This is a genomic window from Polaromonas sp. (assembly GCF_049790275.1).
Classification (GTDB): Bacteria; Pseudomonadota; Gammaproteobacteria; order Burkholderiales; family Burkholderiaceae_C; genus Polaromonas.
In genome coordinates this window covers 1-25,929 of record NZ_JBAQYR010000014.1, presented here as the reverse complement: position 1 = coordinate 25,929, position 25,929 = coordinate 1, and the positions used below count along the sequence as shown (strand labels likewise).

The 25,929-nt window shown below is 62.3% G+C and carries 23 protein-coding genes; 17 read left to right on the top strand and 6 right to left on the bottom strand.

Going from position 1 to position 25,929, the window contains the following annotated elements; genetic code table 11:
• The first annotated feature begins 24 nt into the window (after positions 1–24).
• From hyi to WA904_RS02130, 5 genes are all read left to right on the top strand, one after another.
• Complete coding sequence (gene hyi / locus WA904_RS02150) at positions 25–804, top strand: hydroxypyruvate isomerase (RefSeq protein ID WP_425195481.1); 780 nt, start codon at positions 25–27, stop codon at positions 802–804.
• 31 nt (positions 805–835) lie between these two features.
• Positions 836–1,768, top strand: coding sequence for a 2-hydroxy-3-oxopropionate reductase (glxR, locus tag WA904_RS02145; RefSeq protein WP_425195480.1), 933 nt, complete (start codon positions 836–838; stop codon positions 1,766–1,768).
• 488 nt (positions 1,769–2,256) lie between these two features.
• Positions 2,257–2,640, top strand: coding sequence for a hypothetical protein (locus tag WA904_RS02140; RefSeq protein WP_425195479.1), 384 nt, complete (start codon positions 2,257–2,259; stop codon positions 2,638–2,640).
• 8 nt (positions 2,641–2,648) lie between these two features.
• Entirely contained in the window at positions 2,649–3,416 is a 768-nt protein-coding gene (locus WA904_RS02135) for a fumarylacetoacetate hydrolase family protein (protein ID WP_425195478.1), read from the top strand.
• A 21-nt stretch (positions 3,417–3,437) separates the two neighbouring features.
• Entirely contained in the window at positions 3,438–4,448 is a 1,011-nt protein-coding gene (locus WA904_RS02130; protein ID WP_425195477.1) for a 2-dehydropantoate 2-reductase, read from the top strand.
• 91 nt (positions 4,449–4,539) lie between these two features.
• On the opposite strand, the gene WA904_RS02125 is transcribed toward WA904_RS02130, so the two are convergent.
• Positions 4,540–5,430, bottom strand: coding sequence for a hypothetical protein (locus WA904_RS02125; protein WP_425195476.1), 891 nt, complete (start codon positions 5,428–5,430; stop codon positions 4,540–4,542).
• Between the two features lie 388 nt (positions 5,431–5,818).
• Here WA904_RS02125 and WA904_RS02120 point away from each other — a divergent pair, with 388 nt between their 5' ends.
• The 4 genes from WA904_RS02120 (at position 5,819) to WA904_RS02105 (ending at position 9,841) form a co-directional block, all read left to right on the top strand.
• Positions 5,819–6,766 carry a Bug family tripartite tricarboxylate transporter substrate binding protein gene (locus WA904_RS02120; RefSeq protein WP_425195493.1) on the top strand — a complete coding sequence of 316 codons (948 nt, stop codon included), beginning with the start codon at positions 5,819–5,821 and terminating at the stop codon, positions 6,764–6,766.
• A gap of 123 nt (positions 6,767–6,889) precedes the next feature.
• Positions 6,890–7,411, top strand: a complete 522-nt coding sequence (locus WA904_RS02115) for a tripartite tricarboxylate transporter TctB family protein (RefSeq protein WP_425195475.1) — start codon at positions 6,890–6,892, stop codon at positions 7,409–7,411.
• Positions 7,412–7,462: 51 nt separating this feature from the next.
• Positions 7,463–8,992, top strand: a complete 1,530-nt coding sequence (locus WA904_RS02110; RefSeq protein WP_425195474.1) for a tripartite tricarboxylate transporter permease — start codon at positions 7,463–7,465, stop codon at positions 8,990–8,992.
• A gap of 15 nt (positions 8,993–9,007) precedes the next feature.
• Complete coding sequence (locus tag WA904_RS02105) at positions 9,008–9,841, top strand: cytidylate kinase family protein (protein WP_425195473.1); 834 nt, start codon at positions 9,008–9,010, stop codon at positions 9,839–9,841.
• 37 nt (positions 9,842–9,878) lie between these two features.
• On the opposite strand, the gene WA904_RS02100 is transcribed toward WA904_RS02105, so the two are convergent.
• Positions 9,879–10,487 carry a Crp/Fnr family transcriptional regulator gene (locus tag WA904_RS02100; RefSeq protein ID WP_425195472.1) on the bottom strand — a complete coding sequence of 203 codons (609 nt, stop codon included), beginning with the start codon at positions 10,485–10,487 and terminating at the stop codon, positions 9,879–9,881.
• Between the two features lie 195 nt (positions 10,488–10,682).
• Here WA904_RS02100 and oxc point away from each other — a divergent pair, with 195 nt between their 5' ends.
• The 6 genes from oxc to fdhF all read left to right on the top strand — a co-directional run bounded on the left by oxc (position 10,683) and on the right by fdhF (position 20,267).
• Positions 10,683–12,410, top strand: a complete 1,728-nt coding sequence (gene oxc / locus WA904_RS02095) for an oxalyl-CoA decarboxylase (RefSeq protein WP_425195471.1) — start codon at positions 10,683–10,685, stop codon at positions 12,408–12,410.
• Positions 12,411–12,436: 26 nt separating this feature from the next.
• On the top strand, positions 12,437–13,708 hold the full coding sequence (frc, locus tag WA904_RS02090) for a formyl-CoA transferase (RefSeq protein ID WP_425195470.1): 1,272 nt from the start codon (positions 12,437–12,439) through the stop codon (positions 13,706–13,708).
• Positions 13,709–13,821: 113 nt separating this feature from the next.
• Positions 13,822–14,268 (top strand): PAS domain-containing protein, encoded by a 447-nt coding sequence (locus WA904_RS02085; RefSeq protein WP_425195469.1) that lies wholly within the window; start codon positions 13,822–13,824, stop codon positions 14,266–14,268.
• 124 nt (positions 14,269–14,392) lie between these two features.
• Positions 14,393–15,640, top strand: a complete 1,248-nt coding sequence (frc, locus tag WA904_RS02080) for a formyl-CoA transferase (RefSeq protein WP_425195468.1) — start codon at positions 14,393–14,395, stop codon at positions 15,638–15,640.
• Positions 15,641–15,695: 55 nt separating this feature from the next.
• Positions 15,696–17,396 carry an NADH-ubiquinone oxidoreductase-F iron-sulfur binding region domain-containing protein gene (locus WA904_RS02075; RefSeq protein WP_425195467.1) on the top strand — a complete coding sequence of 567 codons (1,701 nt, stop codon included), beginning with the start codon at positions 15,696–15,698 and terminating at the stop codon, positions 17,394–17,396.
• A gap of 33 nt (positions 17,397–17,429) precedes the next feature.
• A complete protein-coding gene (gene fdhF / locus WA904_RS02070) occupies positions 17,430–20,267 on the top strand; it encodes a formate dehydrogenase subunit alpha (RefSeq protein ID WP_425195466.1) in 2,838 nt (945 codons plus the stop codon).
• Between the two features lie 10 nt (positions 20,268–20,277).
• Here fdhF and WA904_RS02065 read toward each other — a convergent pair whose 3' ends face one another.
• Together WA904_RS02065 and WA904_RS02060 are read right to left on the bottom strand one after the other, a co-directional pair.
• On the bottom strand, positions 20,278–20,622 hold the full coding sequence (locus WA904_RS02065; protein WP_425195465.1) for an antibiotic biosynthesis monooxygenase family protein: 345 nt from the start codon (positions 20,620–20,622) through the stop codon (positions 20,278–20,280).
• Positions 20,623–20,634: 12 nt separating this feature from the next.
• On the bottom strand, positions 20,635–21,717 hold the full coding sequence (locus WA904_RS02060; RefSeq protein ID WP_425195464.1) for a cytochrome P450: 1,083 nt from the start codon (positions 21,715–21,717) through the stop codon (positions 20,635–20,637).
• A 63-nt stretch (positions 21,718–21,780) separates the two neighbouring features.
• Between WA904_RS02060 and WA904_RS02055 the strand changes: the two genes are divergently transcribed.
• Positions 21,781–22,473 carry an ArsR/SmtB family transcription factor gene (locus WA904_RS02055; protein WP_425195463.1) on the top strand — a complete coding sequence of 231 codons (693 nt, stop codon included), beginning with the start codon at positions 21,781–21,783 and terminating at the stop codon, positions 22,471–22,473.
• A gap of 21 nt (positions 22,474–22,494) precedes the next feature.
• Here the strand turns inward: WA904_RS02055 and rraA are convergent, their stop codons facing one another.
• Positions 22,495–23,034 carry a ribonuclease E activity regulator RraA gene (rraA, locus tag WA904_RS02050; RefSeq protein WP_425195462.1) on the bottom strand — a complete coding sequence of 180 codons (540 nt, stop codon included), beginning with the start codon at positions 23,032–23,034 and terminating at the stop codon, positions 22,495–22,497.
• A gap of 401 nt (positions 23,035–23,435) precedes the next feature.
• Here rraA and WA904_RS02045 point away from each other — a divergent pair, with 401 nt between their 5' ends.
• Positions 23,436–23,888: an SWIB/MDM2 domain-containing protein gene (locus tag WA904_RS02045; RefSeq protein WP_425195461.1), complete on the top strand. Its 453-nt coding sequence runs from the start codon at positions 23,436–23,438 to the stop codon at positions 23,886–23,888.
• A gap of 225 nt (positions 23,889–24,113) precedes the next feature.
• On the opposite strand, the gene WA904_RS02040 is transcribed toward WA904_RS02045, so the two are convergent.
• Positions 24,114–25,811 carry a thiamine pyrophosphate-binding protein gene (locus WA904_RS02040; RefSeq protein ID WP_425195460.1) on the bottom strand — a complete coding sequence of 566 codons (1,698 nt, stop codon included), beginning with the start codon at positions 25,809–25,811 and terminating at the stop codon, positions 24,114–24,116.
• Positions 25,812–25,929: the final 118 nt, after the last annotated feature.

Genomic DNA, 25,929 nt, shown 5'->3' with positions numbered 1-25,929 from the left:
CAACCATTCTTCAGCAGACAAACCATGCCAAAATTTTCCGCCAATCTCAGCATGCTTTTTACCGAGCATGCCTTCCTCGATCGCTTTGAACCAGCCGCGAAGGCCGGTTTCAAGGCCGTGGAGTTCCTCTTTCCCTATGCCTTCAGCGCCGCCGACATCAAAGCCAGGCTTGACAGCCATGGCCTGCAGCTGGTGCTGCACAACCTGCCTGCCGGCGATTGGGAAGCCGGCGAGCGCGGCATCGCCTGCCACCCGGATCGCGTGGAGGAATTCCGCTCCGGCGTGGTCAAGGCCATCACCTATGCCAAAGCCCTGGGTGTCGGACAGCTCAACTGCCTGGCAGGCAAAGCGCCCGCAGGCGTGGGCAACGCAGCCCTCAGGCAGACCTTCGTTGCCAATCTGCGCCATGCCGCCGCTGAGTTCAAAAAAACCGGGCTGAATTTGCTGATCGAACCGATCAACACCTTCGACATTCCCGGCTTTTACCTGAGCCGCACGGCACAGGCGCTGGACATTCTCGACGAGGTGGGTGCGGACAACGCCTTCGTCCAGTACGACATCTACCATGCGCAGCGCATGGAGGGGGAATTGGCCGGAACGCTGCAAAACTTTCTGCCGCGCATCGGCCACATCCAGCTGGCGGACAATCCCGGCCGCCATGAGCCGGGCACCGGCGAGATCAACTATGCGTTTTTATTCGCGCACCTGGACCGCATGGGGTATGGCGGCTGGATCGGCTGCGAATACAAGCCGGCAGGCACGACCGAAGCCGGATTGGGCTGGCGCCAGCGCCTGGCTCTCTGACCCATTTCATTCAACAAGGATCACCTTCACAATGACCTCAAACGCCCTGAAAATCGGCTTCATTGGCCTGGGTATCATGGGCGCCCCCATGGCCGGCCATCTGATCAATGCTGGGCACCAGCTGTTTGTCTACACCCTGGGCAAGATGCCTGAGGCAGTTTCCGGAAGCAGTGCCACCCAGTGCCTGAGCGCTCGCGGCGTCGCCGAACGTGCGGACATCATTTTCATCATGGTGCCCGACACCCCCGATGTGGAAGCCGCATTGTTCGGTGAAACGGGCGTGGGCACCGGGCTCAAGCGACCATCCGGCGAGGTGACTGCGAGCGCGCGCAAGGTGGTCGTCGACATGAGCTCGATCTCGCCGATCGCCACCAAGACCTTTGCACAGAAAATCAACGCGCTGGCTTGCGACTACCTCGACGCCCCGGTTTCCGGCGGCGAAGTGGGCGCAAAAAATGCGACCCTGTCCATCATGGTCGGCGGCCCGGAAGCCGTGTTCGAACGCATCCGCCCCCTGTTCGAGCTGATGGGCAAGAACATCACTTTGGTCGGCGGGAACGGTGACGGCCAGACCGCCAAAGTCGCGAACCAGATCATCGTGGCACTCACCATCGAAGCAGTGGCGGAAGCGCTGCTGTTCGCAGCCCGGGCTGGCGCCGATCCGGCACGCGTGCGCCAGGCCTTGATGGGCGGGTTCGCGTCGTCAAAGATTCTTGAAGTGCATGGCGAGCGCATGGTCAAGCGCACGTTTGATCCGGGTTTTCGCATCGAGCTGCACCAGAAAGACCTGAACCTGGCACTCTCCACCGCGCGCCTGCTCGGCATGTCGCTGCCCAACACGGCCACCGCGCAGGAGTTGTTCAATGCCTGTGTCGCACACGGCGGCAAGGCCTGGGACCACTCGGCCATGGTGCGCGCGCTGGAGAAATTGGCCAACTTCGAAATCGGCCAACAAGCCGGGTGATCGTCCGCGACAAATTCATGCACTGAGCGCGGGGCAGTTTTTTCCTCGCGCAGCAGGCTGTCCGCGCTGATGGCCTGTTGCCTCCGCTGGACCGCGATCCGGGCCAGCCCTGGCAATTGCCCCGAGCATGACATGGCACAGCACTGCTCAGCCGGTGGGCTTCATTTCCCATCAGGGAATCAACCCCAACGCAGGCGCCGCGTCAACCCGGCCTTCCAAGCCGTCTGTGGCGGCCTCGTGCTGGCCAGCCGCACGGGGCGAGTTCTTCACAAATACGCTGCTGCAAATGTCACCCCTTGGCTGCGCCTGAAGAAGGCAAGTGAACTCATCATTCAAGTCTTTTTAATCCATTAGCTATGAGTAATCAATAGCATCAAATACTTTAACTATCATTAATCGTTCTTTCTTTCTACAGTTGCCCCAAGCCCGGTGCAACACGTACACGCCGGAATTACCTCCAGAGCGTCAACCCATTCAAGGAGACCCCCATGCTCAAAGCCCTGCTTGACAACACTGCCACCGATCGGGCCGACCAGACTCGCCATGCCTACAACGCCGCGTTTGAAGAACTCGGTCTGAGCTGGCATTGGGATTCCGCCACCTACGCCCGGTTGCAGGCAGACGGCCGCGACGCTGTGCGCACCTATCTGGAAACCGAGCAATCGCACCTGCTGCGCGCCTATGAAGCGGACTTCCTGGTTGAAGCCATCGAAGCCGCCAGGGCCCGCTGCCATGCAAGCAGGACAAGCAACCGGGCAAGTTTGGCACCCTGCGCCAGCTGGTCCGGCAGTTCGCTGGCACCGGCCGGTAGCCGGAATACGAAAAACAGTGCGCCTGCGCAGCGGTATTCGCCAACGGCCCTTCAGACTTGAAGGCCGGAATGTCCACCCGCTGGGTACGCTTCAAGGAAGGCAACACCACTTGCTTTGGCACCCTCGAGGGTGAACAAGTGAGGATTTTCGAAGGAGACATGTTCAGCGGCGCAGTCCCCACGGACCGGGTGGTGCCACTGGCAGACGTCGAGCTGCTGATGCCGGTCCTGCCGACAAAAATCATCGCCCTGTGGAACAATTTCCATGCGCTGGGCGACAAGCTCAAACTGGCCGTGCCGGCCGAGCCGCTGTACCTGATCAAATCCCCCAACTCTTACCTGGATCCTGGCAAGACGATCCGCAAACCCGGCTGCGATGGCAAGGTTGTCTTCGAGGGTGAACTCGGTATCGTCATTGGCAAGACCTGCAAAGAGATTAGCGAGGACCATGCGCTGGACTACGTGTTCGGCTACACCTGCGCCAACGATGTGACGGTGGCCGATATCCTCAATCGCGATGCCTCGTTTGCGCAGTGGGTGCGCGCCAAGGGTTTCGATACTTTCTGCCCTTTCGGGCCAGCGGTGGCCACAGGCCTTGACCCGGCACAGCTGGTGGTCAGAACCATCCTGAACGGTGAAGTCCGCCAGGACTATCCCATCAGCGACATGCGGTTTTCCGTGGCGCAGCTGGTCAGCCTGATTTCGCAGGACATGACTTTGTATGCGGGCGATATCATCCTTTGCGGAACGTCGGTCGGCGTGGGGTCCATGAAGCCGGGAAGCTCCATCGAGGTGGAAATTGCCGGCATCGGCAAGCTCTGCAACCGTTTCGAATAACTTTTTGTCGGGAGAATGGGTGTGAAGATTGCGATCATTGGAGCCGGGGCCATCGGCGGCTATGTAGGCGTGAAACTGGCCCTGGCCGGCGAAGACGTCACGTTCATCGTGCGGGGCGCCAATCTGGAAGTCATCCAAAAAAAGGGCATGAAACTCATCATGCATGATGGCGCCGAACATGTTGCAGCCGGCGTCAAGGCCACCGATGACTATGCCGAAGCCGGCCCGCAGGATCTCGTCATTCTGGCGATGAAAGCGCACCAAGTGGAGGCGGTGGCCAAAGACCTGCCCAGGTTGCTCGGCCCCGAGACAGCCGTGGTCACCATGCAGAACGGCATTCCCTACTGGTATTTTCACAAGCACGGCGGTCCGCTCGAAGGCAGCCGGGTGGAAAGCGTGGACCCGGGTGGCATGCTGTCGGAGATGATTCCACCGCGGCGCGTGATCGGTTGTGTCGTCTACCCGGCTTCGGAGCTGGTGGCCCCGGGCGTGGTCAGGCATATCGAAGGCGACCGCTTTCCGATTGGCGAACTCGACGGGTCCATCAGCGAACGTGTCACGCGCATCTCGGAGTGTTTTGGCAAGGCCGGTTTCAAGGCGCCGGTGCTGGACAACATCCGCTCCGAAATCTGGCTCAAACTCTGGGGCAACCTCACCTTCAACCCCATCAGCGCACTGGCCCACTCCACCCTGGTGGACATCTGCCAGTACCCGCTGTCACGCGAGCTGGCCGCCAGCATGATGGGCGAAGCGCAGGACGTGGCGCACAAGCTTGGCATTCAATTCCGCGTGACGCTGGACAAACGTATCGCCGGCGCAGAAAAAGTGGGCAAACACAAGACATCCATGCTCCAGGACATCGAAGCCGGGCGTGCGCCAGAAATCGATGCACTGGTGGGGTCGGTGGTGGAACTCGGGCGGCTCACCCAAACGCCGACGCCCCACATCGATACGGTCTACGCGCTGGTCAAGCTGCTCGCCAGCACCATGGAAGAAGAGCGCGGCCAGGTACGTCTTCAGCCCCTCGCCTGAGCGCTGCCTCGTCTGAATCTCCCGGAGCCCAGTTCACTCCGGGGAGAGTCTGGGTGAAAAGAAGCGTGCAAAACGTGCGAAGAGCGCACCCTCAAGGCGCCAGCGCCTTCTTCATTCCTTCGACAGTTGCTTCGGAAGGGACAGCAAATTCGTAAGTCTTGCCAAGGTCCAGTGCCTTCAGCAACAGCGGGTTGCCCGTCTTCAGGGCGATGAACTGACTCCCTGCCTTTTTCACCGTATCTGCCGGAACACTGCCATGGACATAGATTCCATAACCCCAGCTGGGATGGGTGGCGGGCACGATGAACAGCTGGGCCATGTGGATGCGCTCGTCGGTGCCATGGTGATTTTTCATGGTGGAGGCTTGCGCGGTTTGAAGCCGGGTAATCAAACCCACCCACTTGTCCGCCTGCCACTGAAAAGCCGCCTTGGTCGGCAAATAGCTCTGCCCCAGGCCTTGCTGGGGCATCACTTCGATCACCGTGCCACAGAGATTTTCGGCTTTCACAAGCGAGGTCGTGACACCGCTTTTCATGCCAAAGCAGCTGGTGGCCTTGAGTTTGGCGAGGACCTTGGCCTGCTGGTCCGGAGGCAGCTTTTTCAGCTCGACCGGCTTGCCGTCCTTCTCCGAACCTACGTCCGCGAGAATCAGCACCGCCGACTGGATCGGGTCCATGTTGATCGCCACCGGCCGGTAGCCCGAAGCCAGGCCAACAACCGGATTCCCGTAGACCCAGCAGGGCGGCACGGGCTTCTTGATGGCGGTCAGGACGTCCTGGGTTTCCCGGATGTTGAGGACGGGTGCCACCGACAGGCCGGTAGGCCTTACAAACTCGATCAACTCCCTCAATGCGCTTTCAGTTTGAGAGGATCCCTCGCCGCGAATCACCTGCGGATTGAGGTAAAGCCCGCCCTCGCAGGTCTGGGCCTGAACGGCAAAAACACAAGACAACAAACTGGCCAACAACACTTGATGCTTCATGCTCTTCCACCTCTTTCATTTAAAGCCCGTGGAGCGCCTCAATGACATGCGGAGCCCAACTGAGTAAATTCATACTACTGCGGGTGTAACAATTTCCCCTAGGGAGTTACGCTATCCCACAAGCAAGTCCGCGCGAGTCCGAAACACCTCTCGGGAAAAACCCTAGGCCAGCTTTAAAAATCGGCAAACTTGACCACTGTCAAGAGCTTTTTGCCCCACTTGGTAAGACCATGCCCCTGTGATACTTTTCGACGTGGAAACTGGAAAGACTTCCAGCCCAGGACAGAGTTACTCAACAACAGGAGACAACGAGATGAAAGTAAGATTCACAAAGGTCAGGAATGAGTTGGCAGCGGCCGCGGCAACAGTCGTCTCAGCGCTTGCACTGATGGCTGCGCCGGCACATGCAGCCTGGGAGCCGACCAAGCCGGTAGAGTTTGTTGTTCCCGCCGGCACCGGTGGTGGTGCGGACCAGATGGCTCGCCTGATTCAGGGCATCGTCATCAAGCACAAGCTGATGAAAGAGCCGCTGATTGTTGTCAACAAATCCGGCGGTGCGGGTGCCGAGGGCTTCCTCGAGGTCAAGGGAGCAACAGGCAATCCGCACAAGGTCATCATCACGCTATCCAATCTGTTCACCACACCGCTGGCGACCGGCGTTCCCTTCAACTGGCGCGACATGACACCGGTCTCCATGATGGCGCTGGACCAGTTTGTGCTGTGGGTCAATGCAGAAAATCCCGCCAAAACCGCCAAAGATTACCTGGCAGCCGTGAAAGCTGCAGGTCCCAGCAAAATCAAGATGGGGGGCACCGGCTCCAAGCAGGAAGACCAGATCATCACTGTCGGCATCGAACAAGCCACAGGAACCAAATTCATTTACGTCCCGTTCAAAGGTGGCGGTGAAGTGGCTGTCCAGCTTGTCGGCAAACACATTGACTCGTCCGTGAACAACCCGATCGAGGCTGTGGCCCAGTGGCGCGCCAATCAGTTGCGGGCACTGTGCGTTTTCGATGACAAGCGCATGACCTACAAGACCAAGGTGACGGACACCCTGTCATGGGCCGACATCCCGACGTGCAAGGAAGCCGGTGTGCCCACCGACTACACCATGTTGCGCGGGATTTTCATGGCGCCAGGCGTGTCGAAAGACCAGCTCGAGTTCTACGTGAACCTGCTCAAGAAAGTCCGCGACACTCCGGAGTGGAAAGACTACATGGAAAAAGGTGCTTTCAACCAGACAACCATGTCGGGCGACGAGTTCGGAAAATGGCTTGGCAGCGCCGAGCAGCGGCATCGTGAGCTGATGAAAGAAGCCGGCTTCATCGCGAAATAAAAGAGAAAGCTCCGCGAGAGGGGCTGCTCTCCACCGCAGGGCCGGCCGCTTCCGGCGCTGGCCCTGCCACCCAATCACTGTTCGCCCGATCAGGGCTATTCAATTACTCAGCAGGAGTTCCCGATGGAGCCAAACGATCTATCCGGCACCGGGCAACGCTCGGGCGTCGCCACCAATGTCATCGAAGCCATCGTTGCCTTTCTCATCATGGTCCTGGGGGCTGTGGTCATCCAGGGCAGTTGGGCGCTGGGCTCGGGCTGGACCAGCGACGGCCCCGGCGCCGGTTATTTTCCGTTTTATATCGGTGTGATCCTGTGCATCTCGGGTGCCGGCATCATGATCCCGGCCTTGTTCGGAAGAAACAGGAACACCGAAATTTTCGTCGACAGCGAACAACTCAAGCGCGTCCTGTCCGTGCTGCTGCCCGCCCTTGTCTACGTGCTGGCTGTGCAGTTCATAGGCCTGTATGTGGCTTCGGCTCTTTACATCGCCTTGTTCATGATCATCCTCGGCAAGTACTCCCGGGTTAAAAGCCTCATCACGGCGCTGGCTGTGAATGTGCTGTTTTTCTTCATGTTCGAGGTCTGGTTCAAGGTACCCCTGTTCAAGGGGCAATTCGACCTCCTGAGTTTCCTGGGCTACTGAGCCCATCCGACCCGACCCCAGCCTACTGAACTTTACCGACCGGATATCTCCATGGACGAACTAAACTCGCTCTTTCACGGATTCAGCGTCATCCTGACGCCGATGAACATGCTCTTGATGGTGGTGGGCATTGTGCTCGGCGTACTGATCGGGGTACTGCCCGGACTGGGCGGCGCCAATGGCGTGGCCATCCTGCTGCCTCTGACCTTCACCATGACGCCGACCTCGGCCATCATCATGCTGTCGTGCATTTATTGGGGGGCGCTCTTCGGGGGCGCGATCACCTCGGTATTGTTCAACATACCGGGAGAGCCCTGGTCGGTTGCCACTACCTTCGACGGTTACCCGATGGCCCAGAACGGGCAGGCGGGCGCGGCCCTGACGGCGGCATTTACCTCCTCGTTCATTGGCGCCTTCGTTGCCGTTGTGATGATCACCTTCCTGGCCCCTCTGGTGGCCAAATTCGCGCTCAAGTTCGGTCCTCCTGAATTCTTTGCCGTGTACCTGCTGACCTTCTGCAGCTTCGTGGGCATGGGCAAAGGGTCCCCTTTCAAGATCCTGGCCTCCATGACCATCGGTTTCGCCCTCGCAGCAGTCGGCATGGACACGGTCACCGGCCAGTTGCGCCTGACCTTCGGAATTCCTGACCTGATGCGCGGCTTCGACTTCCTGATCGGTGTGATCGGGTTGTTCGGCATCGGTGAAATCCTGCTGTCGATGGAAGAAGGCCTGGCTTTTTCCGGCAAAAGTGCCAAGATCGACCCCAAGGTGGTGTTTGAAACCTGGAAGAAACTGCCGCGGTACTGGGCCACTTCCATCAGGAGTGCGCTGATCGGCATCTGGATGGGCATCACCCCCGGCGGCGCTACCCCCGCTTCGTTCATGAGTTACGGCGTAGCCAAGAAGATGTCCAAGGACGGCGCCAAGTTCGGTACTGGCCAGATCGAGGGCGTGATCGCCCCCGAAACAGCAGCCCACGCCGCAGGCACAAGCGCTCTGCTGCCCATGCTGGCTCTGGGCATTCCCGGCTCCCCAACAGCTGCCGTGCTGCTGGGTGGTCTGCTGATCTGGGGCCTGCAGCCCGGACCGCTGCTGTTCGTCGAGCAAAAGGACTTCGTCTGGGGCCTGATCGCCAGCATGTACCTGGGTAACCTGGTCGGTCTGATCGTCGTGCTGACCACGGTGCCGCTGTTCGCCTCCATCCTGCGCATCCCGTTTTCCATCATCGCCCCGGTGATCGTGGTGATCTGCGCCATCGGTGCCTATACCGTTCACAACGCGATGCTGGACATCTGGTTCATGATGCTCTTCGGGGTGATCGGTTACCTGTTCAAGAAACTGGACTACCCGCTGGCACCGCTGGTGCTGGCCCTGGTGCTGGGCGACAAGGCCGAAGACTCTTTCCGCCAGGCCATGCTGGTTTCCCAGGGCGAAATGTCCATTCTGTGGTCCAACCCGCTGGTTGGCGGCATCAGCACACTGGCGCTCGTCCTGCTGTTCTGGCCGCTGGTGGCGCGTCTTCTGGCCAAGATCCGCCCGCCCAAGCGCGCGGAATTCGCAGCAGAACAGCCCGTCGATTAAATCCAGGAGAACACCGTGCCCGTCATTGCCATGACCCAGGAAATGGGATCTCTTGCAAAAGATGTCTCCCTGCAACTTGCCCAGACGGCCAAATTGGCCATCATGCGCCATGAGGTTCTGGAGAACGTGGCGGGCAGGATGCACGTTCCCGGAAGCCTGATCAGCAGGTTGCGCGAGGGCAAGGCGGGCCTCGTCGAGCGCCTGACCACGGACCAGAAACGTGTCGCCGTGTACACCGCGCAGGAGGTTTTCGCTCTGGCCGACAAGGGCAATATCGTGCTGCGTGGCTGGGGGGCCACCTGCCTGCTGCGTCCGGTACCGCACGTGCTGCGGGTCCGGGTCACCCGCTCGTTCAGGCAGCGCGTGGCATGGTTGATGGAGCACCTCGGAACCGACGACGAGGCTTTTGCCGAAGCCGAGGTGCGGCGCAGCGACAGCGCCCATGCTTCCCGCATGCACGATCAGTTCGGTGTGACCTGGGGCGACCCTCTTCTGTACGACCTGGTGTTGAACACCGACCGCGTCTCGGTCGAAAGCTGCGTGGAGCAGATCCGACACCTGGCCAGCCGGCCGGAGTTCCAGGAAACCGCGGAGTCCCGCGCCATGCTGGCCGACCTGGCACTGAATGCACGCATTCGCGCAGCGCTCAAAGACCATGAATCAACGCGCGATATCAACATCAACATCGAGTCAAAAAACGGCAAGGCCGTGCTCAGCGGAATTGTGATCAACTCGCACGAAAGCGCAGAAGCGGCCCGTGTTGCCAGTACCGTGGCCGGCACCATCAACGTTGACAATCAACTCCGCCTGATGGCCTCGAGCCGCCGATTCGCGTCAGCCAAAACCTGACATGAGGATTCCGCGCCTGCAGCAGAAACTGCGGCGTTCAGATCTTGCCGCGCTGCTTGAGCCGGCTCAGGGTTTCTGCGGAAAGGTTCAGGTAAGAAGCCAGTTCCTTCTTCGGAATCCGGTCAAACAGCTCGGGATGCTTGCGCAGAAAGCGCTTGACGCGCCCCGGTGCGTCAAGCAGGTGCAGCGTGATGGTATGCGCCATGATTTCGCTCATCAGGCGCATGACGCTGTACTCGAAAGACTCCTTGAGCGCGCGGTGCCGCTCCAGGAAAGCCACCCATTCCGGCAGCGGCAGTTTGGCCACCCGAACCTTGGTGACGCAAACCGTGCTATACGGCGTGGGCGTTCCCAGGCGCCAGGCCGCGTAGCTGGTTTCCATGTCGCGCTCGTCGGCAAAGCGAAGGATCATCTCCTTGCCTTGCTCGTTGGTCACCACCCGCTTGAGGATGCCTTCCAGGATGAAATACTGTTCCATTTCGTGGACCCCCTGCTGCAGCAGGAAATCGCCTTTCTGGCCATCAACAATGACCAGATGAGACTCGAGTTCGGCACTCTGTTCCGCCGTCATTCCCTTCAGAACGATGTTCTGCGCCAACTGCACGCGAATGATGTTTCTCTCGGGGTGGTCTGGTATGGATGACATGAATGGGTCAGGGTTGGGCGGGAGGCAAATCGCACTCGTTCAGACGGCCCAAATACCGCGAAAATTGACCGCGGTCAAGGGTGAAATCCAAAGCGATTCCTATGATAACCGGACGGTGCAGCGGGCCTGGCTCGCTAGAGAGGCGGCACCGCGTTTCTCAACCTTTTAGCGAAGTCAAACGAAGAGACATTCAACATGACAAACGACACTCAATCACTAGAACAGACCGACGGGTTTCATCTTGTCATCGATGCGCTGAAACTGAACGGCATCACCACCATCTACGGCCTGCCGGGCATTCCGGTCACGGACCTGACCCGCAAGATGCAGGCTGAAGGCATGCGCGTGATTTCGTTCCGCCATGAGCAAAACGCTGGCAATGCCGCCGCCGCCGCCGGCTTCATGACCGGCAAGCCCGGCATCTGCCTGACGGTGTCCGCCCCCGGCTTCCTGAACGGCTTGACCGCGCTGGCCAACGCCACCACCAACTGCTTCCCGATGATCCTGATCAGCGGCTCCAGCGAGCGCGAGATCGTCGATCTGCAGCAGGGTGACTACGAGGAGATGGACCAGCTGGCCATCGCCAAGCCCCTGTGCAAGGCCGCCTTCCGCGTGCTCAATGCCGAAGACATCGGTGTGGGCATCGCCCGCGCCATCCGCTCCGCCGTCTCTGGCCGCCCGGGCGGTGTGTACCTGGACCTGCCCGCCAAGCTGTTCGGCCAGGCCATGGACGCCGCGGCCGGCAAGGCTTCGCTGATCAAGGTGGTCGATGCCGCCCCGCGCCAGATCCCGGCCCCGGACGCCGTCAAGCGCGCCCTCGACCTGCTCAAGAGCGCCAAGAAGCCCCTGATCCTGCTGGGCAAGGGCGCCGCTTACGCCCAGGCCGACGCCGACATCAAGACCCTGGTCGAGAAGACCGGCATTCCCTACCTGCCCATGTCCATGGCCAAGGGCATCCTGCCCGACACCCATGAACAGTGTGCCTCGGCCGCCCGCTCCTTCGTGCTGCCGGAAGCCGACGTGGTGCTGCTGGTCGGCGCGCGCCTGAACTGGTTGCTCTCGCACGGCAAGGGCAAGACCTGGGGCGGTCAGGGCCACAAAAACGCCGGTGGCCAGAAGTTCATCCAGATCGACATCTCCCCGACCGAGGCTGACAGCAATGTGTCCATAGACGCCCCGCTGGTCGGCGACATTGGTTCCTGCGTCTCGGCCCTGCTCGCAGGCATGGGCTCCAACTGGGCCAAGGCCCCGGCCGAATGGACCAACGCCGTCGCCGATCGCAAGAACAAGAACGTCGCCAAGATGGCAGAAACACTGGCGAAGAATCCGCCTGTGATGAACTACCACAGCTCGCTCAACGTGGTGCGCGACATCGTCAAGGCCAACCCGGACGCCATGCTGGTCAACGAAGGCGCCAACGCGCTGGACTTCACCCGCAGCATCGTCGACATGTACAAGCCGCGCAAGCGACTGGACGTCGGCACCTGGGGCGTCATGGGCATCGGCATGGGCTTTGCCGTGGCTGCCGCCGTGGAAAGCGATCAGCCGGTCATCGCCATCGAGGGTGACAGCGCCTTTGGTTTTTCCGGCATGGAAGTCGAAACCATCTGCCGCTACAACCTGCCGGTCTGCATCGTCGTCATGAACAACAACGGCGTCTACCGCGGCGATGAAGTGAATGTAACCGGCGGCAAGGATCCGTCGCCCCTGGTGTTCGTCAAGGGCGCACGCTACGACAAGATGATGGAAGCCTTCGGTGGCGTCGGCGTGCAAGCCACCACCCCGGCCGAATTGCGCCGCGCCATGGAAGAAGCCATCAAGTCGCGCAAACCGACCCTGATCAATGCCATCATTGACGAAACTGCCGGAACGGAAAGTGGCCGAATCACCAGCCTGAACCCGCAGAGCGCCAAGAAGAAGTAAACCGAGTCACCTTTAGGAGAAATCAAATGAGCAACAAACCACTCGCAGGCATCAAAATCATCGACTTCACCCACGTGCAAGCCGGTCCGGCATGTACGCAGATGCTGGCCTGGTTCGGCGCAGACGTGATCAAGGTCGAGCGTCCTGGCTCTGGCGACGTTACCCGAAGCCAGTTGCGCGACATCGAAGGCGCTGACGCGCTGTACTTCACCATGCTCAACAGCAACAAGCGCGGCCTGACGCTGGACACCAAAAAGCCCGAAGGCAAGGAAGTGCTGGAGAGGCTCATCAAGGAATCCGACGTGATGGTCGAGAATTTTGGTCCCGGCGCGCTGGACCGTATGGGGTTCACCTGGGAACACATCCAGTCACTCAACCCAAAAATGATTCTGGCGTCCGTCAAGGGCTTCTCTGACGGTCACCACTACGAAGACCTGAAGGTTTACGAAAACGTGGCCCAGTGCGCAGGCGGCGCAGCGTCCACCACCGGCTACTGGAAGGGCGAAAACTCGGGTCCCACCATTTCGTCTGCCGCTTTGGGCGACAGCAATACCGGCATGCACCTGGCCATCGGTATTTTGACGGCCTATATCGGCCGCCAGAAGACTGGCAAGGGCCAAAAAGTCGCCGTGTCCATGCAGGACAGCGTGCTCAACCTGTGCCGTGTCAAAATGCGCGACCAGTTGCGTCTGGATAACCTTGGTTACCTTGAAGAGTATCCGCAATACCCGCATGAAATGGACGCCTTCAAAGACGGCGTGGTGCCGCGTGGCGCCAATGCCGGCGGTGGCGGACAACCCGGCTGGATTTTGAAATGCAAGGGCTGGGAGACCGACCCCAACGCCTACATCTATTTCACGGTCCAGGGTCACGCCTGGGAGCCGATCTGCGACGCACTGGGCAAACCCGAGTGGAAAACCGACCCGGCCTACACCACGGCCAAAGCCCGCCAGCCGCACATCATGGACATCTTCGCCACGATTGAAGCATTCATCGCTGACAAGACCAAGTTCGAAGCCGTGGACATCTTCCGCAAGTTTGATATTCCTTGCGCCCCCGTGTTGTCGATGAAGGATTTGTTGCATGACAAATCCCTGCGCGCCAGTGGCTCCATCGTTGAAGTACCGCACAAAGTGCGCGGTAGCTACTTCACCGTGGGCAGCCCGATCAAGTTCTCTGACACCAAGCCCGAAGTAACGGCATCGCCCCTGCTGGGCGAGCACACCGACGAAGTTCTGGCCGAACTCGGTTACACCAAAGACCAGATCGCGGCCATGCACACTGCGAAAGCGGTTTGATCGCGAAAGTGATACTTTAGTCTTCAGGGCTCGCAAAGACGGCGTTCAGGTTGAGCGCCGTCTTTGTTTAAAAGGCCATTTACCGGCACATTCCCGGAACGAGGAACGGAACCATGCAATCCACCATCGATTTCAAACAGCTCGTCGAGGCCGTTGGCGATGCCATCGTGGCATCCGACGCCAGCGGTGCCATCACTTTATGGAACCCGGCTGCGCAGCGCATGTTCGGCTTCACTGAAAAGGAAGCACTGGGCCAGTCGCTGGACATCATCATTCCGCAGCGCCAGCAGCAACGCCACTGGGACGGTTACCAGAAAACCATGGCCACGGGGCAAACTAAGTACGGCAACGATGTTCTGCGCGTACCGGCCGTGCACAAGGATGGGCACGGACTGTCCATTGCCTTCACCGTGGCACTGCTTTATACGCAGGACAAAAAGGTGTCGGCCATCGTTGCGGTGATCCGTGATGAAACCACCCGTTTCGCAGAGGACCGGAACCTGCGCAAACGCCTGATGGAGCTGGAAAGCCAGCTTGCCCCTCAGACCAGCGCTCCCTGACCGGGACGGCAGGGCAGGACCGGGGCACGGTGATTAATATAGGGGTTGAACCGGCCGGAGGGCCGGCCCCATGGCTGCAACCATGGATAAATAACCCATTTTTCAACTCCCAGCAGGAATTTTCATGAGCAAAGCGTTAGACGGCGTTCGCATCCTTGACTTCACCCACGTCCAGTCGGGCCCCACATGCACCCAATTGCTGGCCTGGTTCGGCGCTGATGTCATCAAGGTGGAACGCGCCGGTGAAGGCGACGCAACGCGCGGGCAGCTGGCCGACATCCCCGGAGCGGACAGCCTGTATTTCACGATGTTGAACCACAACAAGCGCTCAATCACGCTGGACATGAAAAAGCCCAAGGGCAAGGAAGTCCTGGACGAGCTGATCAAGACCTGCGACGTGATGGTGGAAAACTTCGCTCCCGGTGCGCTGGACCGCATGGGCATGACCTGGGAGCACATCCACACGATCAATCCCCGGATGATCGTCGCCTCGGTCAAGGGTTTCGGGCCCGGCCCGTACGAAGACCTCAAGGTGTACGAGAACGTGGCGCAGTGCGCTGGCGGCGCCGCGTCAACCACCGGCTTCGAGGACGGCCCGCCGCTGGTCACCGGTGCCCAGATCGGCGACAGCGGCACCGGCCTGCACCTGGCACTGGGCATCGTCGCGGCGCTGTACCAGCGCAACACCACGGGCCGTGGGCAGAAGGTGCTGGCCCCCATGCAGGACGCGGTGCTGAACCTCTGCCGGGTCAAGCTGCGCGATCAGCAGCGGCTTGCGCGCACCGGCACCATGCACGAGTACCCGCAGTACCCCGACGGCAAGTTCGGTGACGCGGTGCCGCGCGCCGGCAATGCCTCCGGCGGCGGCCAGCCCGGCTCGGTGCTCAAGTGCAAGGGCTGGGAGACCGACCCCAACGCCTACATCTACTTCATCACCCAGGCCGCCGTGTGGCCGGCCGTATGCAAGGTGATCGGCGAGGAAGGCTGGATCACCGACGAAGCCTTCGATACACCCGCCGCCCGCCTGCTGCACCTGAAACCGATCTTCGCGCGCATCGAGAAATGGACCATGACCAAGACCAAGTTCGAAGCCATGGAAATCCTCAACAAATACGACATTCCCTGCGGCCCCATTCTCTCGATGAAGGAAATCGCCGAAGAGCCCGCCCTGCGCGCAACCGGCACCATCGTCGAAGTCGATCACCCGGTGCGCGGCAAATACCTGACCGTGGGCAACCCCATCAAGATGTCGGACAGCGCCACCGAGGTCACGCGCTCACCGCTGCTGGGCGAACACACCGACGAGGTACTGGCGCAGCTGGGCTACAGCGCCGACGAAATCGCCGAATTGCGCACCGAACGCGTCATCTGACCGGAAACCGCCTCCCAAGCCAACGACGCCAGCCACACAGCGAGCCCACACGTCCATGAACCATCCCATCATTCCCATTGCCGTCATCGACGCCTCGAAGCAGCGCAAACGCCAGGCCCCCAAAGGCCGCCGCGTGGATCCGGCGGCGCTGGCCGACGTGCAAGGCCTGCTGGGCAACGCGTCGCGCCAGGCCGACCTGCTGATCGAACACCTGCACAAGCTGCAGGACCGTTTCGGCCACCTGTCGGCGGCCCACCTGGCTGCGCTGGCACAGGAAATGCGGCTGGCCCAGACCGAGGTCTACGAGGTGGCGACCTTCTATCACCACTTCGACGTGGTCAAGGAAGGCGAAACCGTCCCGGCAGCGCTCACCGTGCGGGTCTGTGACGGGCTGTCCTGCGAAATGGCCGGTGCCAAGGACCTGCTGGCCAGGCTCCCTGCCCTGCTGGGCCGCGAGGTGCGCGTGATCGCCGCGCCTTGTGTGGGCCGCTGCGAACAGGCGCCCGCTGCCGTGGTGGGACAAAATCCCGTACCGAACGCCAGCTGCGAAACCATCATGGCCACCGTCGCGGCCGGGGCGGTGCAACACATCCCCGCGGGATTTGTCGACTTTTCCAGTTACCAGGCTGCCGGCGGCTACGCGCTGCTCAAACAATGCATCTCAGGCGGCCGCGAGGTCGAATCGGTCATCAAGACCATGGAAGATTCCGGGCTGCGCGGCCTGGGCGGCGCAGGCTTTCCTTCAGGCCGCAAGTGGCGCATTGTCCGGGCCGAGCAGGGCCCGCGCCTGATGGCTGTGAACATCGACGAGGGCGAACCCGGCACCTTCAAGGACCGCGTCTACCTGGAACGCGATCCGCACCGCTTCCTCGAAGGCATGCTGATCGCCGCCTGGGCCGTCGGCATCGAAAAGATCTACATCTACCTGCGCGACGAATACCACGGCTGCCGCACCATGCTGGAAGCCGAGCTCGTCAAGCTCAGGGCATCGCCGCTGATGGCCGGCATGCCGGAGATCGAGCTGCGCCGCGGCGCCGGCGCCTACATCTGCGGCGAAGAGTCGGCCATGATCGAGTCCATCGAAGGCAAACGCGGCATGCCGCGCCTGCGTCCGCCCTACGTGGCGCAGGTCGGCCTGTTCGGCCGCCCGACACTGGAACACAACTTCGAAACCCTGTACTGGGTGCGCGACATCCTGGAAAAAGGCGGTGAATGGTTTGCCTCGCACGGCCGCAACGGCCGCAAGGGCCTGCGCTCCTTCTCGGTCTCGGGTCGGGTCAAGAAGCCGGGCGTGAAGCTGGCGCCTGCCGGCATCACCATCCGCGAGTTGATCGACGAATTCTGCGGAGGCATGCTCGAGGGCCAGACCTTCTATGCCTACCTGCCCGGTGGCGCCTCGGGTGGCATCCTCCCCGCGACGATGGGTGACATCCCGCTGGACTTCGACACCCTGCAACCTTACGGCTGTTTCATCGGATCGGCTGCCGTGATGGTGCTGTCCGACAAGGACACGGCCACCGACGCGGCACGCAACATGATGCGTTTCTTCCACCACGAATCCTGCGGCCAGTGCACGCCCTGCCGCGTCGGCACGGCGAAAGCCGCGCACCTGATGGAACAACCCAAGTGGGACCTCGCCCTGCTGGCGGACCTGTCGCTGGTGATGCGTGACGCGTCGATTTGCGGCCTGGGCCAGGCGGCACCCAATCCCATGGATTGCGTCGTCAAGTATTTCCCTCATGAGCTGGCGGCCTGAACACGCCCAGGCAACAAGATAAAAGGCACCACGATGAATGCAATCACCCGACAGGAACTCGCCGAACTCGACGCCCCGCTCGTGAGTTTCAGCCTCAACGGCCGTGAAGTCCAGGGCCGTGCCACCGAATCCCTGCTGCAGGTGGCTAAACGCGAAGGCGTGGAGATTCCCCACCTCTGCTTCAAGGAAGGCATGGAAGCCGTCGGCAACTGCCGCTCCTGCATGGTCGAAATCAACGGTGAGCGAGTCCTCGCACCGTCGTGCTGCCGCGCACCAGTGGCCGGCATGAAGGTGGTCACCGACAGCGAACGCGCCGTGGCTTCGCAGAAGCTGGTGCTCGAGCTGCTGCTGTCCGACATGCCCGAGAAGGACTACAGCCGCCATAACGAGGTGGACCAGTGGGCCGCCAAAATCGGCGTCGGCAAGCCCCGTTTTGAGGCACGCAAACAGGTGCGCCAGGACTTGTCCCACCCGGCCATCGCCGTGAACCTCGACGCCTGCATCCAGTGCACGCGCTGCCTGCGCGCCTGCCGCGACGAGCAGGTCAACGACGTGATCGGCCTGGCCTTCCGCGGCGATCAGGCCAAGATCGTGTTCGACATGGATGACGCCATGGGCGTCTCCACCTGTGTGGCCTGTGGTGAATGTGTGCAGGCCTGCCCCACCGGCGCGCTGATGCCGGCCCGCGAAGCCGCGCTGACGGTTCCCGACAAGCAGGTGGCGTCGGTCTGTCCTTACTGCGGCGTCGGCTGCCAGCTGACCTACAACGTCAAGGACGACAAGATCCTGTTTGTCGAGGGCCGCGACGGCCCGGCCAACCATGAGCGCCTGTGTGTCAAGGGCCGCTACGGCTTCGACTACGCGCACCACCCGCACCGCCTGACCAAACCGCTGATCCGCCGCGAAGGCATGCCGAAAACCGGCGACTTCACGATGGACCCGGACCGCGTGATGGACGTGTTCCGCGAAGCGAGCTGGGAAGAGGCGCTGGAATTCGCCGGCGGCAAACTGGCCGCCATTCGCGACCAGTACGGCAAGAAATCCCTGGCCGGCTTCGGCTCGGCCAAAGGCAGCAACGAAGAGGCCTACCTGTTCCAGAAACTGGTGCGCACCGGCTTCGGCAGCAACAACGTGGACCATTGCACACGCCTGTGCCATGCCTCGTCGGTCGTCGCCCTGCTGGAAGGCATAGGCTCGGGCGCGGTGTCCAACCCGGTGATGGATGTCACCAAAGCCGATGTCGTCGTGATCATCGGGGCCAACCCGACAGTGAACCACCCGGTGGCCGCCACCTGGATCAAGAATGCCGTCAAGAATGGCACCAAGCTGGTGGTGCTGGACCCGCGCCGCTCGGACCTGACCCGCATGGCGCACCGCCACCTGCAGTTCAAGCCCGATACCGACGTGCCCATGCTCAACGCCATGATGAACGTCATCGTGACCGAGGGTCTGGTGGACCAGGATTTCATCGACAGCCGCACCATCGGCTACGAAGAGCTGCGCAAGAACGTCGAGGGCTACACCCCCGAGCTGATGGCGCCTATCTGCGGCATCGATGCCGACACCCTGCGTTATGTGGCGCGCCTGTATGCCAGCTCCAAAGCCTCGATGATCCTCTGGGGCATGGGCGTGTCGCAGCACGTGCACGGCACCGACAATGCACGCTGCCTGATCGCGTTGTCACTGATGACCGGCCAGATCGGCCGTCCCGGCACCGGCCTGCATCCGCTGCGTGGCCAGAACAACGTTCAGGGCGCGTCCGATGCGGGCCTGATCCCCATGATGTTCCCCGACTACCAGCATGTTTCCAGCCCGGCGGTGCGCGCCAGCTTCGAGAAGGCCTGGAAGGTGCCTGAGGGTTCGCTGGACGACCAGGTCGGCCTGACCGTGGTGGAGGTGATGCACGCCATCAAGAAAGGCGGCATACGCGGCATGTATGTGCAGGGCGAAAACCCGGCCATGTCCGACCCCGACGCCAACCATGCGCGCGAAGCGCTGGCGGCGCTGGACCATCTGGTGGTGCAGGACATCTTCCTGACCGAAACCGCTTATCTCGCCGACGTGATCCTGCCGGCCAGCGCCTTCCCCGAAAAGGACGGCAGCTTCACCAACACCGACCGCCTGGTCCAGATGGGCCGCAAGGCCATCAACCCGCCCGGCGATGCACGCCAGGACCTGTGGATCATTACGCAGATCGCCAACCGCATGGGTTGCGGCTGGCATTACAACCATGTCAGCGAAGTCTTCGACGAGATGCGCCACACCATGCCGAGCATCGCCGGCATCACCTGGGACCGGCTGGACCGCGAACATTCGGTCACCTACCCCTGCATGAAGGAAGGCGATCCGGGCGAGTCCGTGGTATTTGTGGACAGCTTCCCGCGCGACACCGGCCGTGCCCGTTTCGTGCCGGCCGACATCATCCCGGCCGACGAGCGCCCGGATACCGAATACCCCATGGTGCTGATCACCGGGCGCCAGCTGGAGCATTGGCACACCGGCAGCATGACGCGGCGCGCCACCGTGCTGGACGCGATCGAGCCCGATCCGGTGGCCCTGGTGCACCCGCTCGACCTGGCCGACCTGGGCGGCAAGCCCGGCGATGTGGTGACCATCGAGTCGCGCCGCGGCAAGGTCGCGCTGTATGCACGAGCCGACGAAAGCTCGCCGCGCGGCGCGGTGTTTGTGCCCTTCTGCTATTACGAGGCAGCCATCAACAAGCTAACCAACGCGGCGCTGGACCCGTTTGCCAAGATCCCCGAGTTCAAGTACTGCGCGATCCGTGTCTCGCTGGGCGGCGTGCCGCCTGTGCAGGACAGCTACGGCGGCGGCCAGGCACTCGAAAACTCGGTCGCGCTGGCCGGGATCTGATCGCCCGTCCCTAGCCGTGCGCCCGGCGTGAATCCGCCGGCGCTTCCTCGCGCTCCTTCAGGCCGTAATCGCGCGTCACCTCGGCGATGCGCAGCCGGTAGTCCCGGAACATGGTGCTACGGCCGGCGTTCTGCGCGGCGCGGTGCGCCTCCAGGTTGCGCCAGGCCGTCAGGCAGGCGTCATCGCGCCAGAACTGCAGCGACAGCAGCTTGTCGGGCTCCGTGAGGCTCTGGTAGCGCTCTATGGAGATAAAGCCATCCATCTTCACCAGCTCGCTCTTCAGTTCGGCCGCCCAGTTCAGGTAGCCCTCGCGGTGGGCCGGATCGGGCCAGACTTCAAAAATGACTGAAACCATCTGATTTCCCCTTTATTGGCCGAAGACAGGAATACGCGCATTGGGCAAGGGCCGAAAACCGGTGCTGCGCCCAAAATAAGTGTCAAATTTGCCTCCAACCCTTATATGACGAGCGCAGGCAGCTACTATTTCAATAGCAATTGAAGCACCGGGGCACAGATGCGGGCCGGCGCCAAAACCCATGCTGCGGCCTTGCCCACGGTGCACGTCGAAGCGCTCGGCCTGCGGATTCAGGGCTTCGTCGCGGTTGGCGCTGGCCAGCACCAACAGGATGGCCTGACCGGCTTCCACCGGCTGGCCCAGCAGGGTCAGCGATTCGGCCGCAAACCGGCGGGTATTCTGGATGGGCGCGGCCCAGCGTTCGACCTCGCGCACAAAGCCGCGCATGGCCTCCTGCGAGGCATCTGCCGCAGTGCCCTGCTCCGGCGCCTGGGCCAGTTGCAGCGCCGCCAGGCCGAGGAGGCCCCCGGTCGCATCCATGGCCTGCTGCATGAAGGCGATGCGGTTGGCGGCCTGCACCGGCTGCAGGCCCAATGCCCGGCCCTGCGCCATCAGCGCAGCGGCCGCATCGTCCGCCAGCGCCACGGCCTGCGCATCGGCCGTGGGGGCAATGCCCTGCGTGAACTGCCTCACCCAGCGGCAGGTGTCGTCCCGCAGATCGTCTGGCACACCCAGCAGCCGTGCCATGGCCTGTACCGGCAGCGCGGCAATAAAGTCATTAACCTCCAGGCGCGGCAGCAGGTCGGCTGCCGCATCTTCGGCAGCCCGCGCCACATCGGCCAGGGTCCAGCGACGTGCCGCCTGCACGGCGGCAGGCTTGTGCACCGCATGGAATTCACCGTCCGTCATGCGCACCAGCAGGGCAAACACCTCGCCGGCTGCCGTGCCCAGCAAGGCCCTGGGCACCGGCTCGGCAGTCGGGCGCACCCGCAAGCCCGGGTGGCAGAGGGCCGCGTTGACGGCGGCATGGCTGCTCGCCACCCAGAGGCCCAGGCCGGCATCAAAATACAAGGGGCGCTCCTGACGCAGGCTGCGGTAGAAGGGCCAGGGATCAAGGTGGGTCACGGCCTCAATGGCGTCGCGGGGTGGCTGCATGGAGGCAGTGTCCCAAGCTGCCGGATGTTTGTCCAGCTTCAACAGTTTGGCTATCATCAAAGCATGCCTGTTGAACCCGACATCGCCCGTATCGCCGCCACCGTTGGCGACGCCAGCCGCATCCGCATGCTGGTGCTGCTGATGGAAGGCCGCGCGCTGACCGCCAAGGAACTCGCGCTGGGCGCGGGCATCGAACCGGGCACGGCCACCTCCCACCTGAAGCGTCTGGTCGATGACGGCCTGCTCGAATCAGCCGCGCAGGGCCGCCACAAGTATTTCCGCTTTGCTTCCGAACAGGTCGCGCAGCTGGTGGAGTCGCTGATGCGGGTGGCACCAAAACGCGCAGGCCAGCCTGCTGCGAAGGCCGACGAGCCGATACGCCGCGCCCGCTTCTGTTATGACCACCTGGCCGGCAGCCTGGGCACCGGGCTGCTCGCCATGCTGCTGCGCAGGCGCTGGCTGCAGGCCGACACGGCCGATAGCCGGCAGTTGCTGCTCACCACCCCCGGAGAAAAAGCCCTGCGCACCCTCGGGCTGGACCTGGATGCGCTGCGCGGCAAGCGCCGGCAACTGGCCTGCACCTGCCTGGACTGGTCGGAACGCCGGGACCACCTGGGCGGTGCGCTGGGAGCTGCACTGGCGCTGCACTTCACGCAGCAGGGCTGGATAGAGCGCAGGAAGCACTCGCGTGTGGTGCAGGTCAGCGCCGAGGGCACCGCGCAATTCGGCCGCATGGGCATCAAGCTGCCGGCCTGAGCCCGCGGGCATTCAGGCCTTTCAGGCCTGCCGCGGCGCCGGCATCACGACGATGCCGTCTTCGTCGGCATACAGCCAGTCGCCCGGATACACCCACACGCCCTGGATCTGCACCGCCACGCCGCCCTGCCCTTCGTTGCGTTTTTCTGTCGGCAGCGGCATGGCGGCAAGCGCGCGAATGCCGACCTGGCACTGCGCGAGTTCGGCCACATCACGCACGCAGCCGTCGATCACCACGCCGGCCCAGCCATTTTTTGCAGCCGCCGCGCCGAGGTTGCCGCCCAGCAGCGCACGGCGCAGTGAGGCACCGCCGTCCACTACCAGCACCGCGGGCACGCGGCCGGCAGCTGTTTCGAGCAGGCCGCTACCGTCCACTGCAGCCTTGACCAGCGAGTTGTCTTCATGGCATTTGAGGGTCACGACGGGCCCACTGAACCTGGGAACACCACCGAAGGACCTGAATACAGGCGGCAACACGCGAAAGCGCCCCGAGTTGTCGTTTTTGTGAGCGTCGCACAAATCGCAGGTGGCAACGCCTCGTGAGGGTGACGGGCTGGTCATGGAAGATGTCCTTTCAGAGAGGCGTCCGGAGTCAGGCTGCAGGAAGAAGTGTCCGCAAGGATACCTCGTAGCCGGGGACGCCCGCAGACAAATGCTGTGTGCTGGCGCGGTGTTAAGCCGCCTTCCTCGGGTGCTGGATGAGCAGGCATCGGCACTGCTGCATGCCTCTTTCCGCACCGTCTTTTCATCTCTGAAACCGGCTGCACCCATGCCCTCGCTGCGCGGCGCGGCGCGCGAGGGGCCGTTTTTTCAATCTCTCCGAAGTAAATCTGCAACATCCAGACCCAAAAAAAATGCGTTTTCCCTATGAAACAGCTGTTTTCTCCAGTAGCATCCCCCTTGCCAGTGAAGAGTAGTTATCTGCATTGGTGATTTATCAACTTCTAGAAGGAAAATCAATCATGGCAACTGCAAAAAAAGCACCGGCAAAAAAAGCAGCCGCAAAAAAGGCTGCACCGGCAAAGAAAGTAGCTGCGAAAAAAGCAGCTCCAGCGAAAAAAGCCCCTGCGAAGAAAGCACCGGCTAAAAAAGTAGCGGCGAAGAAAGCCCCTGCAAAAAAGGTAGTGGCGAAAAAAGCTCCTGCGAAAAAAGCGCCCGCCAAAAAGCGTACGCCCAACGCAGCGTTCATGAAGCCACTGACTCTGAGCCCCGCCCTGTCGGCCGTGGTTGGCGCTGCTGCGCTGCCCCGCACCGAGATCGTGCGCAAGCTCTGGGTCTACATCAAGGCCAAGGGTCTGCAGGACAAGATCAACAAGCGCATGGTCAACGCCGACGAAAAACTGCGTGCCGTTTTCGGCAAGGCGCAGGTGTCGATGTTCGAGATGGCTGGCCTGATCGGCAAGCACGTCAAGTAAACGTCGCAGCGATCCCCGGCGCTCACGCGCGTGGGAGCCGGAATCGCCGAAAGGGCCACGCAAGTGGCCCTTTTTTTATGCCCGGATATATGGCCCCCACGTTCGCTCGCTGCGCGTAGCTCTCTGCCCCCCGAGGGGGCGCTGCGCCTGCGGACTGGCAAAGCCAGATCCGCGGCCCCTGCTTGCAAAGAAGAGAGAGAGCCTCGCCGGGCTGCCCTCGTGGCGTCAGCGTTTGGCTGCGTTGGTGATGGCGGACAAGGTGCCGCGCGTGCTGATGACCTCCGGGTCGAGCATGATCTCGATCAGCGCTCCTTCCTTGCCCTGCAGGGCCTGGCGCATGACGGCCTCGAACTCTTCGGTACGCGTGATGCGCGTGGCGGTGTAGCCGTAGGCCCGCGCCAGGGCGCAGAAGTCCGGGTTCTGCAGGCTGGAGCCGCTGACGTGACGCGGGTACTCGCGCTCCTGGTGCATGCGGATGGTGCCGTACATGCCGTTGTTGAGCAGCAGCACAATGCTTTTGGCGCCATACTGCACGGCGGTGGCCAGCTCCTGCCCGTTCATCAGAAAGTCGCCGTCACCGGCAATCGTGAAGGCCGTGCGGCCGGTGGTGATGGCGGCCGCAATGCCGGCCGGCACACCGTAGCCCATGGCGCCCACGGTGGGCGCCAGCTGCGTCTTGAAGCCCTTGACCAGGCCGTGGTGCCGGAAGAACCGGTGCACCCAGCTCGCGAAGTTGCCGGCGCCGTTGGTCAGCACGGCATCCTCCGGCAGCAGCTTCTGCAGGGTGGCGACGATGGCCGGCATGTCGATGCTGCCCGGCAGCACCACGCCGCCATTGGCCGGATCGATATTGGCCAGGTAGTCCGCGTTGGCGGACTCCGCCCACGCCTGCCAGGGCACCGCCACGGGCGCGGTCAGCACCTCCAGCGAACGTGCCGCGGCATTCATGGTGGCGTTGATGGCCAGATCGGCCTGAAACACTCGGTTGAGCTCTTCGGCGCCGGCATGGATGTGCACCAGCTTCTGCTTGGGCCTCGGCGCCTCGATCAGCGTGTAACCGCCGGTGGTCATCTCGCCCAGGCGCGGACCGATGGCCAGGATCAGGTCGGCCGCTTTGATGCGCGCGGCGAGCTTTGGGTTCAGGCCGATGCCGACGTCGCCGGCGTACAGCGGATGGTGGTTGTCAAAGGTGTCCTGGAAGCGGAAGGCATTGCCCACCGGCAGCAACCAGTTCTCGGCAAAACGCTGCAGGGCCTGGGCCGCCTGCGGCGTCCAGCCGCCGCCGCCGGCGATCACCAGCGGACGCTTCGACTGCAGCAACAGCTCGCGCAACCGGCGCAGCGAGCCCGGGTCGCTCCAGGCCTCGACTGCTTCGACGCGCGGTAGCGGCACCACATCAACCATCTGCGTCAGCATGTCTTCGGGCAGCACCAGCACCACCGGGCCGGGGCGGCCGTTCATGGCGGTGGCAAAGGCCCGCGCCACGTATTCGGGAATGCGGCGCGCGTCGTCAATGCGTTCCACACGTTTGGCCATGCCTTTGGTGGACGGCCCGAAGAAGCTGCTGTAGTCGACCTCCTGGAAGGCCTCGCGGTCGCGCGTGTCGCTCGCCACATCGCCGACAAACAGCACCATGGGCGTGGAGTCCTGGAAGGCAGTGTGCACGCCGATGGAGGCATTGGTGGCGCCCGGCCCGCGCGTCACGAAGCAGATGCCGGGCCGTCCGGTCAGCTTGCCATGGGCTTCGGCCATGAAGGCGGCGCCGCCCTCCTGCCGGCAGGTGACAAACTGAATCTTGTCCTCGCGCGCATGCAGGCCGTCCAGCACGGCCAGGTAGCTTTCGCCGGGTACGCCAAACGCATGGGTAACGCCCTGGGCCAGAAGGCAATCAACTAAAAGGTGGCCGGCAAGTTGTAGAGTCATCTGGCTATTGTGCCGTTGGAATGAAGCCCCCACGGTTGCTCAAGCGCCCGAGGCCTTGCAGGCCGCGGCTCGCGAGACGCTTCGCCTCTGTCGCCTGTCCAAAGCTGCTCAAGCAGCT